The following is a 12,716-nucleotide window of genomic DNA, read 5'->3' on the forward strand; positions in this document are numbered from 1 at the left end:
ATGAGAAAACAAAAAAGAATTGTAAATATAGGCGGTGTGAAAATCGGCGGTGACAATCCCGTTGCAATTCAGTCTATGTGTAATACCGACACAAGAGATGTCAAAGCAACGGTAAATCAGATACATGAACTTGAAAATGCAGGCTGCGAGATAATTCGTGTTGCTGTGCCTGATATGGTTGCGGCTAAAGCCGTAGCGGATATAAAAAAGCAAATTCATATACCGCTTGTTGTCGATATACATTTTGATTATCGTCTTGCGTTGGAATGTATGAAAAACGGTGCGGATAAAGTCAGAATTAATCCCGGCAATATCGGTGACCGCGACAGAGTAAAGCAAGTTGTCGAAATGGCAAAGGAAAGAGAAATCCCTATCAGAATCGGCGTCAACGGCGGTTCGCTTGAAAGAGAATTACTTCAAAAATACGGTGGTGTAACTGCCGACGCACTTGTGGAAAGTGCTATGGGACACGTTGCAATTCTTGACGAACTTAATTTTAATAATGTGGTTGTGTCAATTAAGATTTCAGACGTTCCGAAAATGCTTTGCGCATACAGAAAATTCAATGAAATATCGGATATTCCGTTGCATATCGGTGTAACCGAATCCGGTACGTTAAAAGGCGGAACGGTTAAATCGGCTGTCGGAATTGGTGCACTTTTGGCAGAAGGAATAGGCGATACTATGCGTGTTTCGCTTACGGCAAACCCTGTTGAAGAAATTTATGCGGCGTATGATATTCAAAAGGTTTTGGGTATGAGAAAAACAGGTGCGGAGATAGTTTCGTGTCCGACTTGCGGAAGAACTCAACTTGACCTTATTTCAATCGCAAACGAAGTTGAAAAACGTGCCGCAAATATTGATAAACCTATTAAAATCGCCGTTATGGGTTGTGCGGTAAACGGACCCGGTGAAGCGAGAGAGGCTGATATAGGAATTGCAGGCGGAAAAGGTGAGGGACTTATTTTCAAAAAAGGCGAGATTATAAAGAAAGTACCTCAAGACAGCCTTGTCGATGAACTTATGAAAGAAATAGAAACATTATAATACGAGAGGATTGGGATATATTGAAGAAGTATCTTGTTATAAACGGCGTAAACTTAAATATGCTTGGTATCAGAGAACCGGGAATATACGGAAACAGCACTCTTGACGATTTGGAAAACAACATCAGAAAAAAAGCAGATGAACTTGGTGTTGAGGTTGATTTTTTTCAAAGCAATTTTGAGGGCGAAATCGTTGAAAAAATACACAGTGCAATGGGTAATTACAACGGCATTATAATAAATCCGGGGGCATTTACTCATTATTCGTATGCTATCAGAGATGCGTTCGGTTCGGTTAAAATGGATGTAATCGAAGTACATATTTCAAATATCCATAAACGTGAAGAGTTCAGACATACATCTGTTATCGTACCTGAATGTATAGGACAGATTTGCGGTTTGGGATTTAAGGGGTATGAACTTGCATTGGAGGCATTGGTATGCAGAGCAGAATAGATAAACTGTGCGAAAAAATGCACGATAACGAGGCGGTTTTTATATCAAGCTATCCGAATATATTTTATTACAGCGGTTTCACGTCAGAGGACGCATATTTGCTTATTTCGCACAGTGGCAAGTATATTATCACAGATTCGCGATACACAATACAGGCGCGTGAGCAAGCAAAAGGCTTTGAAGTGATTGATATTGCAAAAGGTTTTGAAAAAATATTTTCAAGAATAGACGAAAAATATATAGGTTTTGAAGAATCATATATGAGCGTCGGAGAAAATAAGCGAATAAGAGCAAAACTAAAAGACGGACAAGATTTTGTTGAAATGCAAAATCTTATAAACAAACCGCGAGAAATAAAAGACGAATGCGAAATTAAAAAAATTGCAGAAGCCGAAAAAATTGGAGATATGGCATTTGAATATGTTTTAGGCAGAATTAAAGAGGGAGTAACCGAAAGAGAAATAGCACTTGATTTGGAGTTCTTTATGAAAAAACAAGGTGCGACTGCATTGTCGTTTGACACTATTTCCGCATCGGGTATTCGTTCGGCAATGCCGCACGGCATAGCTACCGATAAAAAAATCGAAAACGGAGATTTTCTTACTTTGGATTTCGGCTGTGTTTTCGAGGGTTACTGTTCGGATATGACAAGAACAGTAGTTGTCGGCAAAGCGAATGATAAACAAAAAGAAATTTACAATACAGTTTTAAAAGCACAAACCACTGCAATAGACGCAATTAAAGCAGGTATGAAGTGCAGTGAAGTGGACGGAGTGGCACGAAAGATTATAACCGACGCAGGTTACGGTGAGAACTTCGGTCACAGTCTTGGACACAGTGTCGGTATTGAAATTCACGAAAATCCGTCATTTTCACCTAAAAACAATGCTGTTGTGCAAAACGGTAACGTAATTACGGTTGAACCGGGAATTTATATAGACGGTTTCGGCGGTGTAAGAATTGAAGATTTAATCGTTGTACAAAACGGTAAAGCGGTAAATCTGACATCATCACCGAAAGAACTTATTGAAATTTAATACAGCTCAAAAATCACATCAATTTTGATGTGATTTTTGATTTTTTTAATCTATGGTGTTAGTCATGTCAATCATATTTTCAGCAAGAGTACCATATCCTTTTGTGGGATTGTTTACAAATACATGAGTTACCGCACCTATAAGCATACCGTTTTGTATAATCGGCGAGCCGCTCATACCCTGAACAATTCCGCCTGTGCAGTCGATTAAACGAGGGTCGGTAATTTCAATAATCAATCCTTTGTCGGAATCGTTTGTGATTTTGTTTATTTTTATCGAGTATTTTTCCGTTTTTTGCCCTATAACGTCTGAAAGTATATACGCGTCACTTTCGCCTATCTGTTCCTTTGCGGCAACGGGTATGGTATTATCAGAGGAAAATTCATCGCAAGACATATTTCCGTAAATACCTATTTGTGAATTTATACTGATATTACCTATTGTATTACCGTCAAACGCACCGTTAATTTCTCCGGGATGACCTTTTGAACTTTTTGATACAGATAAAATATCGCAATTAAGAATATTTCCTGATTTAACGGATAAAATATTACCTGTATCAATATCGTTTATTCCGTGACCGAGTGCGGCAAAGCTGTTGTTTTGGGGATTGTAATAAGTCACAGTACCGATTCCGGCGGTACTGTCACGCACCCAAAGACCTAAACGGTATATATTGTCTTCCGATAAAACGGGAACGGCATTAATCAAAATATCTTGATTATCCCGCTTTATTGAAAGTGCCACACCGCTTGGATTTTCATTTACGGTCTTTGAAAATTCTTCTGTACTGTTGATGAGTTGATTATTTATTTTTTCTATTCTGTCATTTATCTTTATACCGTATTTTTTTGAAACATTTTCACCGTTTACTTCCGATGTCCCGACAACGAGCAAGCCGTCGGTATATATCTTTACGCCTACCGCTTTACCGATAGGAACGACTTTGATTTCATCGGCATAAACGCTTGTGAAAATACACAAATTTAAAAGAAGAAAAACTACTATTTTACAGGAAACTTTTTTCAAATTATTCACCGCCTTTCTACACTTAAATTTGCCGAAATTCGACACGTTTATACTGAAAAACTTATTGAAGAAATGGTTTTAAAAGTTTGTGTTTTTTCTGAATATGTGGTATAATAACCTCACGAAACATACAAAAAATCAAAGATTTTTATGTTTCGGAGAACATTGTATCATAATACTGCGGCGACATTCAGCCGCCTTCGTTGTTATGATATAATAAAATGAAAACGATTTTAGGAGAACATTTGATGAATAATATGTTAGATAAACTTAACGAAAGGCAAAAAGAGGCTGTATTGGCAACGGAAGGTCCTGTTCTTGTGCTTGCAGGTGCGGGAAGCGGAAAAACAACGGTGCTTGTAAACAGAATTGCATATATGATTTCCGAAAAACATATACGTCCTTGGAATATTTTAGCGATAACTTTTACAAACAAAGCCGCAAGAGAAATGAAAGACCGTATTGAAAGACTTTTGGGTGATACCGCAAAAGATATGTGGATTGGTACATTTCACTCGGTTTGCGTCAGAATTTTGCGTAGTTGTATTGATTTGCTTGGTTACAGCCGTGATTTTGTAATTTACGATACAGCAGATACAAAGACTGTTATGAAAGAATGTCTAAGAGAACTTGACATTGACGAAAAAAGTTTTCCTGTCAGAAACGTGTTGTCTATAATAAGTAACGCAAAAAATGACTTGATGGATGCGGCAACTTTTGAAAATGTTTACAAAAGCGATTATCGTATGAGCATAATCGCAAAAATATATTACAGATACCAAACAAAACTGAGAAAAAACAATGCAGTCGATTTTGACGATATTATTTTGAATACAGTTAAGATTTTAAGTGAAAATCCCGATGTATTGTCAAAATATCAAGATAAGTTTCAGTACATACTTGTTGATGAGTATCAGGATACGAACAATTCGCAGTATCTTCTTATAAATCTTCTTGCACAGGCAAACAGAAATCTTTGCGTTGTCGGTGATGACGACCAAAGTATTTATAAATTCAGAGGTGCAAATATCGGAAATATTCTTAATTTTGAAGATGATTACTCTGATGTACAAAAGATAACGCTTGACCAAAATTACCGTTCAACGCAAAATATCCTTGATGCCGCAAACAGCGTTATATCTAACAATAAGGGTAGAATGGGTAAATCGTTGTGGACGTCAAACGGTGACGGAAACAAAGTTTTTGTATACACGGGTACAAACGAATATGACGAGGCAAGATATATTGCACGTCAGATAAAAAAGCATTTCGATGAACAAGGTTCATTTTCGGATTGTGCGATACTGTACAGAACAAATGCACAGTCGCGTGTAATAGAAGAAATGCTTATGCGTGAGTCTGTTCCGTACAAAGTCCTTTCGGGACTTCGATTCTATGATCGTAAGGAAATTAAGGATATAATTGCATATTTGAGAGTTGTATATAATCCGAATGATGATGTAAGTCTGGCAAGAATTATCAATGAGCCGAAAAGAAAAATCGGTAACGCAACGCTTGAAAAAGCGAGAAATATTGCACGTGAAAAGGAAACAAGTCTTTATGATGTTATTTCTCACGCGGACGATTACCCTGAATTTAAAACGGCTATAAAAAAATTACTTAGTTTTTCGGAAATAATACAATCACTTATCAAACTTAAAGATACCGTTACGATTGAAGATCTTACGGGAAGAATATTGAATGATACAGGATATATGCCGGCACTTGTAATGGAAGATACAACGGAAAGTAAGACAAGAATAGAAAACTTGGGCGAATTTATTTCTGTTATTACCGAGTTTGAGAAGAATGAAGAAACGGGGAATACACTGGGTGAATTTTTGGAAAATATAAGTCTTGTTTCGGATATAGACGGATATGACGAAAATGAGGACAGTGCGGTACTTATGACTATTCACAGTGCAAAAGGTCTTGAATTCCCGATTGTATTCTTGAGCGGTCTTGAAGAAGGATTGTTCCCGGGAATGCGCTCAATGGAATCGGACGATGATATAGAAGAAGAAAGACGTCTTTGCTATGTTGCGATAACGAGAGCGAAAGAACAGCTTTATATCACCAAAACGATAAGCAGAACTATTCACGGTAAAACAATGCCGACAACCGCGTCAAGATTTTTCAGGGAAATACCTGTTGAATATCTTGAGGACAAGACAACGCTGCAACCGAAAGTTGCAAAGGTAATGCAAGACTTAGGAGTGCGTAATGCGTCTGCACCGAAAAAAGAAGTTTATATGACAAAAGGGTTTGGCAGCAGTGTAAAATCAAGTGGTTCAACCGACTATTCTAAATTCAAAGCCGGTGATGCCGTTGAACACAGAACATTCGGACGCGGAGAAATTCTGAAAGCCACTCCTTGCGGAAATGACTGTATTCTTGAAATTCAATTTGAAAGTATCGGTTTTAAACGCCTTATGGCGGCATTTGCAAAGGTGAAAAAGATTAATTAATAGAGAGCCTGTCGACAAAATGTCGACAGCTCCAAAAATCACATCATGCTGATGTAATTTTTGAGTATTTTCAGAGAAAAATCTAAAGTTCCTCCAAAGTCGAAACTTTAGATTTTAAGCCATTTCTGCCGCGCATGTCGCCAGAAATGATTGAAACTTGAGGTTAGCTTTTTCAGTAGTTTTGCCTACGGCAAAACCGCTCTGCGAGCGTTGGATGTCTTTCCGATACGCCATCAAACTCCCCAAAATAAAGCAGACAAAGCCGTAAAGGTTTTGTCTATAATCAATTAATGTTGATAAGCCTTAAAATATTATCATTAAACGGCTGAATATTTTGATTATATAAAAAGCCTGTTTCGCGTGGCGGTATTGCATTAGGCAGATTTATTTCGATAAGTGAGCCGTTAGATAATTCGTTTTTTACAAACTGCTTTACCACACAAGAAACACCTATGCCGATTTTGGCAAATTCAATAAGCATATCCATATCGTTCACTTCAAGGATATGCGTAGGATTGATATTGTTTTCGGCATAGTAGTTGTTAATATGCATACGGGAAACGTTGTCTTTGTTTAAAAGCATAATATTGCCACGTTCAAAAATTTCAAAACCGTTGCAGTTAAGACGTTTCAAGTATGACGGAGTACAGACGAATGTGTCCTGTATTGCACCGAGCGGATAATATTCAAGACCGCTGATGTTGTCGGGCTTTGCCATAAGCGCAACGTCGATTTTACACTCTTCAAGCATTTTATGTGCATTTGCAGATGATGTACAAGTTATGGAAACATCGGTGAAAGGATATTTTTCGGTGAATTTTTGAAGATAGGGCATAAGCAGGTACTTGCAAAGCACATTACTTGCGGCAATGCGAAGTCTGCCGTTGTTTTCAAGGTGCTTTAAATTGCTTTCGGTATCGGAGAGCATATTTAATGCTTGTTTTACGCCGTCATAAAGAAGTCTGCCGTTTTCGGTCAGAACAACACCTCTCGGTTTTCGTAAAAACAAAGTTGTTCCAAGACTTTCTTCAAGCTTTTTTATTGTCATACTTACAGCGGGCTGAGAAATATAAAGTTGCTCGGCAGATTGAGAGATACTGCCGCACTCGGCAACACAAAGAAATACCTTGTATTTGGAAAGATTATCGTAGTTATACATTTGACACCTCGTATAAGTTATTTTTATGTATAATATAAATTATATATATTTGAATTATATCACTTGTTGTGCTATAATTCAATAGTAATAAAAGTAAAATAAACATTTCGGAAAGGAAGGTTTTTGTTATGGGAATGACTATGACGCAAAAAATTCTTGCGAATGCCGCAGGAAAGGAAAGTGTTAAAGCCGGAGAACTTATTATGGCGAATTTAAACTTAGTTCTTGGCAACGACATAACAACTCCTGTTGCAATAGGAGAATTTGATAAGATAGGACTTGACGGAGTATTTGATAAAGCAAAAGTTGCTCTTGTTCCTGACCACTTTACACCGAATAAGGATATTAAGTCTGCTCAGCAGGCATTAAAGGTCAGAACTTTTGCAAAGGAGCAGGATATTGTAAACTATTTTGAAGTCGGCGAAGTCGGTATCGAGCACGCACTTCTTCCTGAAAAAGGCTTGGTAGTTGCAGGTGACGTTGTTATCGGAGCAGACTCACATACTTGTACATACGGTGCATTGGGTGCTTTTTCAACAGGTGTCGGCTCAACAGATATGGCAGCCGGTATGGCAACAGGTAAGGCTTGGTTCAAAGTTCCCGAGGCTATTAAAATTAACCTGACAGGTAAGCTTAACAAATACACAAGCGGTAAGGACCTTATTTTACATATAATCGGTATGATTGGTGTTGACGGTGCACTTTACAAGTCAATGGAATTTACAGGTGAGGGTATGCACACTCTTACTATGGACGACCGTTTCTCAATCGCAAATATGGCTATTGAAGCAGGTGCTAAAAACGGTATATTTGAAGTTGACGATTTGACTGTTGAATATATGAAAGACCATTCTGATAAAGAATATACAGTATTTAAAGCTGATGATGACGCTGAATATGTACAGACAATAGACATCGACCTTGCAACAGTTCCTCATACGGTTGCATTCCCTCACTTGCCTGAAAATGCAAGAACACCGGAAAACTGGGGCAATGTTGAAATTGACCAGGTTGTAATAGGTTCATGTACAAACGGACGTATTTCGGATTTACGTCATGCGGCTGAAATTCTAAAGGGTAAGCACGTTAAAAAGGGTATAAGAGTTATCGTATTCCCTGCAACACAGGCAATTTACCTTGAAGCATTAAAAGACGGTACATTATCGACACTTGTTGAGGCAGGCTGTGTAATTTCGGCACCTACATGCGGACCGTGTCTTGGCGGTCATATGGGTATTTTGGCAGAAGGCGAAAGATGTGTTTCTACAACAAACAGAAACTTTATCGGACGTATGGGACACGTTGACAGTGAAGTTTATCTTGCGAGTCCTGAAGTTGCGGCCGCAAGTGCTGTAACGGGTAAGATAACAGCACCTGAAGAAGTAATGTAAAAAATAAACTTCACAACTTAAAATTGATTTTGAGTTGAGTTTGGAACGGAGGATTAATATGAAAGCAAACGGAAAAGTTATTAAATACGGAGATAACATTGATACAGACGTAATAATTCCGGCAAGATACCTTAACACAACAGACCATAAGGAACTTGCGTCACACTGTATGGAAGATATAGATAAAGAATTTGTAAATAAAGTTAAAGACGGCGACATTATGGTCGGCGGTGCAAACTTCGGCTGCGGTTCATCAAGAGAACACGCACCTATCGCTATAAAAGCAAGCGGTATTTCATGCGTAATCGCAAAGGATTTTGCAAGAATTTTCTATCGTAACGCTATTAATATCGGACTTCCTATTCTTGAATGTGCCGAGGCGTCAGAGGATATAGACGAGGGCAATGAAGTAGAAGTTGATTTCGATACAGGTGTTATCACAAACAAGACAAAGAATAAGACTTATCAAGCAGTTGCATTTCCTGAATTTATGCAGGGCATTATCAATGCAGGCGGTTTGGTTGAGTACATAAAGAAAGGAATGTAATAAAATGGCTGAATTTAATATTGCACTTATACCGGGTGACGGAATTGGTCCTGAAATCGTATCGGGTGCTGTTACAGTTCTTGACGCGGTAAGCAAAAAGTACGGACACAAATTTAATTATCAGGAAGTATATATGGGCGGTTGTGCCATAGATAAGTACGGCGTACCGCTTCCGCAGGAAACAGTTGATATTTGTAAAAAATCAGACAGTGTGCTTTTAGGTGCAGTCGGCGGTCCGAAGTGGGATTCACAACCGTCTGAAAACAGACCTGAAAAAGGACTTTTGGGTATAAGAAAGGCTCTTGAATTATATTCAAATCTTCGTCCGTCAATCCTAAAGCCGCAGCTGAAGGACGCGTCACCGCTTAAAGACGAAAAGCTTGAAAAAGGACTTAACGTAATGGTTGTCCGCGAACTTACAGGCGGTATTTACTTCGGTGAAAGAAAGAAAGCAGAGGACGGCTCATGGGCGTCGGATACAGAAAAGTATTCAGTTGAAGAAATCAAGAGAATAGGTAAAATTGCATTTGAAACAGCTATGCTTAGAGATAAGAGAGTTGTATCTGTTGATAAGGCCAACGTACTTGAATCTTCAAGACTTTGGAGAAAGACTATGATTGAGCTTTCGGCAGACTATCCCGAAGTTGAGCTTACTCATATGTATGTTGATAATGCAGCTATGCAGCTTGCAATTAATCCGGCACAATTTGACGTAATCGTTACATCAAATATATTCGGAGATATTCTTTCAGACCTTTCAAGTGCTATTGCAGGTTCAATCGGTATGTTGCCGTCAGCGTCACTTGGCGCAACAAAATGCGGTATGTACGAACCGATTCACGGCAGTGCTCCTGATATTGCAGGTATGGATATTGCAAACCCTATTGCAACCATTGTTTCAGCCGCTATGATGCTTGAAATGTCATTCGGTCTTGTAGAAGAAGCAAAGGCAATAAATGACGCAGTAGATAAGGTACTTGACCAAAATTACAGAACAACCGATATTATGTCAGACGGTATGAAAAAGGTTGGCTGTAAGGAAATGGCTAAACTTATTGCGGAAAATATATAATATGCTAACAAAAACACTCATAAAGAGTGTTTTTGTTGCTTTATGGCAAAGTTCTTTAATGATGTTGACTTGATATGAAGTTTGTGGTAGAATATAGTATCAGATAGGACTACACAAAATTAATTACATCATTGGAGGCATCATTATGAACATTTCAACAAATCTAAAAGCTATTGATATGATAAAAGGTGAGATTTTATCGGAGATAGCACATCTTTACAGAACTCTTGCGGACTATGACGAAATAGGCGATTATGAGAGTGTTACAAATGAAATAGCAACGGTTATTGCTATGGATTACATACTTGCAAGACGGTTGGGAATCGGTTATGCAAGCATAGATAAAAAAATTTCCGAACTTCTCGGCATAGGTGAAGAAAACGGACACGAACTTGAGATAGAGTTTTCGGATATGTCGGAACTAAAGAAATATTTAAAGAGCCGCTAAGGCTTACAGTGCATCAATGCACTTTGGAGGGACTTATGAGAAAACATTACGGACAAGTTGTTAAAACTTGCATTAAGATAGCATTTGCATCAGCACTGCTTTTGATCATAAGCGGTGTACTCAGTTATGCGATTAAAGGCAAGGTTATAGCAATATTAGAGATAATTGCGGGGATAATAGCATTTTGTGCGGTTATTTTTATAAGAAATAAAAGAAATGAGAGTGTTAATAATTTTCTTGAAATTATGGCAAAAAGCTCAAATTCGATTTCGGCAAATATTATGGACTCTTTTCCTATACCTATCGTTGTTGTGCATATAGACGGTTCCATATGCTGGTACAACGGCAAATTTTCGGAATTGTTTTTTAATAAGGACCTTTTTGACACAAAACTCGAAAATTCAATATCCGATATAAAGTGGGGAGAAATTTTAAAATCAGCCTCACACTATGAAAAACGTATACGAATTGACGATAAGCGATATTTGCTTATTGCAAATACAATCAGAAACAGAAATATAAGTATTTCCGAAGATGAGGACAAGGTATCCGTATATATTTATCTTATTGACAGAACTGTTGAATATGAATTAAAAAGAAAATACGTTAACGAAAAAACAGATGTTGCGATTATCAATATTGATAATTATGACGATGTATTGCAACGTGTCAATGACAACGAGCAACAACAGATTTTGGCACAAATAAGAAAATGTATCAATGAATGGGTAGACGAATCGAATGCACTTTTAAAAGTAACCGACCGCGACAGATTTTATATGTTCTTTGAACATCGCTATCTTGCACAGTATGTCAGTAAAAAGTTTGATATATTGTATAAGGTGAGAAAAGTCGGTGAAGATATGAAACTTCCGGTAAGTATCAGTATCGGTATCGGCGTAGGCGGAAGTCTGTCGGAAAATGATATGTACGCAAGAAATGCACTTGATATGGCACTAGGACGCGGAGGCGACCAAGTCAGCATAAAGGACGATACACAGTATAAATTTTACGGCAGTAAGGCTCGTGATTACGAAAAGAGTACAAGAGTTAAAACAAGAGCTATTGCTGTTGCATTAAAAGACTTTATAAAAAATTCCGACAAAGTAATATTTATGGGACATTCCGGTGCGGACTATGACTGCTTCGGTGCGGCGGTAGGCTTGCAGAGAGCAGTCAGAACGCTCGGCAAAAAGCCGTATATTGTCTATGACAACAATTCACCGGCCATAAAAAAAATGTATGACGACCTTCGTGCAATGAGTGAGTACAGAGGTATGTTTATAAGCAATGACGACGCAGTCGAAAACGTTACATCAGATACATTGATAGTTGTGCTTGATACGCACAGACCGTCAATGTTGCCATGCCCGAAACTTATCGAAAAGGCAAGTAAGGTTGTGCTTATCGACCACCACAGACGTTCGACTGATTTTATTAATCCTTGTTCGCTTATTTATCACGAACCGTATGCGTCGTCAACTTGTGAAATGGCTACTGAATTATTGGAATATATGAATTTGGGAAGTTCACTTACAACCGTTGAGGCGGAGTGTTTGTATACGGGTATCTTGATGGATACAAAGAACTTTATAGTAAAAACAGGTGTCAGAACATTTGAGGCGGCTTCATATTTAAGACGTTTGGGACTGAATACGGCAGACGTTAAAAAGCTGTTTAACGTGAATAAAGAGGACTATGACCACAGAGCCGATATTGTAAAGACATCGAAAATTATAGTATCGCAGATTGCAGTCGCAAAGTGTTACACAAAGTATCCCAATATAAGAGTGATAGCGTCACAGGCGGCTGATGAAATGCTTAATATAGGTGATATTCGTGCGTCGATAGTTGTATATGCACAGGACGGCGGCGTGGGTATAAGCGCCCGTTCGCTCGGTGATATTAATGTACAGCTTATTATGGAGTATCTCGGCGGCGGCGGACACAGTACCGTTGCCGGTGCACAAGTAAAAGACAAAAATGTAGATATGGTAATTGAGGACGTTGAAAAGGCTGTCTTTGATTACGTTGCAAATAATGAAAGTTAATTGGAGGAAGGA

General features: G+C 38.3%; 11 protein-coding genes. 9 read left to right on the plus strand and 2 right to left on the minus strand.

Annotation, left to right across the window (positions count from 1 at the left end):
- Genes ispG through LKE05_RS02520 form a run of 3 tightly spaced genes read left to right on the plus strand, consistent with a single transcriptional unit; the run spans position 1 to position 2,539 of the window.
- Entirely contained in the window at positions 1-1,047 is a 1,047-nt protein-coding gene (gene ispG / locus LKE05_RS02510) for a flavodoxin-dependent (E)-4-hydroxy-3-methylbut-2-enyl-diphosphate synthase (RefSeq protein ID WP_147514529.1), read from the plus strand.
- A gap of 20 nt (positions 1,048-1,067) precedes the next feature.
- Positions 1,068-1,502, plus strand: coding sequence for a type II 3-dehydroquinate dehydratase (aroQ, locus tag LKE05_RS02515; RefSeq protein ID WP_022229240.1), 435 nt, complete (start codon positions 1,068-1,070; stop codon positions 1,500-1,502).
- Positions 1,487-2,539, plus strand: coding sequence for a M24 family metallopeptidase (locus LKE05_RS02520; protein WP_022229241.1), 1,053 nt, complete (start codon positions 1,487-1,489; stop codon positions 2,537-2,539). Before aroQ ends, LKE05_RS02520 begins: the two co-directional genes overlap by 16 nt.
- Before the next feature lie 45 nt (positions 2,540-2,584).
- Here LKE05_RS02520 and spoIVB read toward each other — a convergent pair whose 3' ends face one another.
- Positions 2,585-3,568: a SpoIVB peptidase gene (spoIVB, locus tag LKE05_RS02525; RefSeq protein WP_308455814.1), complete on the minus strand. Its 984-nt coding sequence runs from the start codon at positions 3,566-3,568 to the stop codon at positions 2,585-2,587.
- A 248-nt stretch (positions 3,569-3,816) separates the two neighbouring features.
- Between spoIVB and pcrA the strand changes: the two genes are divergently transcribed.
- Positions 3,817-6,036, plus strand: a complete 2,220-nt coding sequence (pcrA, locus tag LKE05_RS02530; RefSeq protein ID WP_308455815.1) for a DNA helicase PcrA — start codon at positions 3,817-3,819, stop codon at positions 6,034-6,036.
- Positions 6,037-6,319: 283 nt separating this feature from the next.
- Here pcrA and LKE05_RS02535 read toward each other — a convergent pair whose 3' ends face one another.
- Positions 6,320-7,195: a LysR family transcriptional regulator gene (locus LKE05_RS02535; protein ID WP_308455816.1), complete on the minus strand. Its 876-nt coding sequence runs from the start codon at positions 7,193-7,195 to the stop codon at positions 6,320-6,322.
- 128 nt (positions 7,196-7,323) lie between these two features.
- Between LKE05_RS02535 and leuC the strand changes: the two genes are divergently transcribed.
- The 5 genes from leuC (at position 7,324) to LKE05_RS02560 (ending at position 12,704) form a co-directional block, all read left to right on the plus strand.
- Complete coding sequence (gene leuC / locus LKE05_RS02540; RefSeq protein ID WP_308455817.1) at positions 7,324-8,586, plus strand: 3-isopropylmalate dehydratase large subunit; 1,263 nt, start codon at positions 7,324-7,326, stop codon at positions 8,584-8,586.
- 58 nt (positions 8,587-8,644) lie between these two features.
- The gene (gene leuD / locus LKE05_RS02545; RefSeq protein ID WP_117968116.1) at positions 8,645-9,133 is read left to right on the plus strand and encodes a 3-isopropylmalate dehydratase small subunit; all 489 of its coding nucleotides are present in this window, start codon (positions 8,645-8,647) and stop codon (positions 9,131-9,133) included.
- Between the two features lie 4 nt (positions 9,134-9,137).
- Positions 9,138-10,205, plus strand: coding sequence for a 3-isopropylmalate dehydrogenase (leuB, locus tag LKE05_RS02550; RefSeq protein ID WP_022229247.1), 1,068 nt, complete (start codon positions 9,138-9,140; stop codon positions 10,203-10,205).
- A gap of 145 nt (positions 10,206-10,350) precedes the next feature.
- Complete coding sequence (locus tag LKE05_RS02555) at positions 10,351-10,653, plus strand: MazG-like family protein (RefSeq protein ID WP_022229248.1); 303 nt, start codon at positions 10,351-10,353, stop codon at positions 10,651-10,653.
- A gap of 35 nt (positions 10,654-10,688) precedes the next feature.
- Positions 10,689-12,704 carry a DHH family phosphoesterase gene (locus LKE05_RS02560; protein ID WP_118446269.1) on the plus strand — a complete coding sequence of 672 codons (2,016 nt, stop codon included), beginning with the start codon at positions 10,689-10,691 and terminating at the stop codon, positions 12,702-12,704.
- The last annotated feature ends 12 nt before the right edge of the window (positions 12,705-12,716 follow it).

It is taken from the genome of Hominilimicola fabiformis, assembly GCF_020687385.1.
Taxonomy (GTDB): domain Bacteria; phylum Bacillota; class Clostridia; order UBA1381; family UBA1381; genus Hominilimicola; species Hominilimicola fabiformis.

What these genes read in the sequence shown, in the direction of transcription:
- ispG (WP_147514529.1), top strand. Translation starts at nt 1, where the DNA reads ATGAGAAAACAAAAAAGAATTGTAAATATAGGCGGTGTGAAAATCGGC.
- LKE05_RS02520 (WP_022229241.1), top strand. Translation starts at nt 1,487, where the DNA reads ATGCAGAGCAGAATAGATAAACTGTGCGAAAAAATGCACGATAACGAG.
- pcrA (WP_308455815.1), top strand. Translation starts at nt 3,817, where the DNA reads ATGAATAATATGTTAGATAAACTTAACGAAAGGCAAAAAGAGGCTGTA.
- LKE05_RS02535 (WP_308455816.1), bottom strand. Translation starts at nt 7,195, where the DNA reads ATGTATAACTACGATAATCTTTCCAAATACAAGGTATTTCTTTGTGTT.
- leuC (WP_308455817.1), top strand. Translation starts at nt 7,324, where the DNA reads ATGGGAATGACTATGACGCAAAAAATTCTTGCGAATGCCGCAGGAAAG.
- leuD (WP_117968116.1), top strand. Translation starts at nt 8,645, where the DNA reads ATGAAAGCAAACGGAAAAGTTATTAAATACGGAGATAACATTGATACA.
- leuB (WP_022229247.1), top strand. Translation starts at nt 9,138, where the DNA reads ATGGCTGAATTTAATATTGCACTTATACCGGGTGACGGAATTGGTCCT.
- LKE05_RS02555 (WP_022229248.1), top strand. Translation starts at nt 10,351, where the DNA reads ATGAACATTTCAACAAATCTAAAAGCTATTGATATGATAAAAGGTGAG.
- LKE05_RS02560 (WP_118446269.1), top strand. Translation starts at nt 10,689, where the DNA reads ATGAGAAAACATTACGGACAAGTTGTTAAAACTTGCATTAAGATAGCA.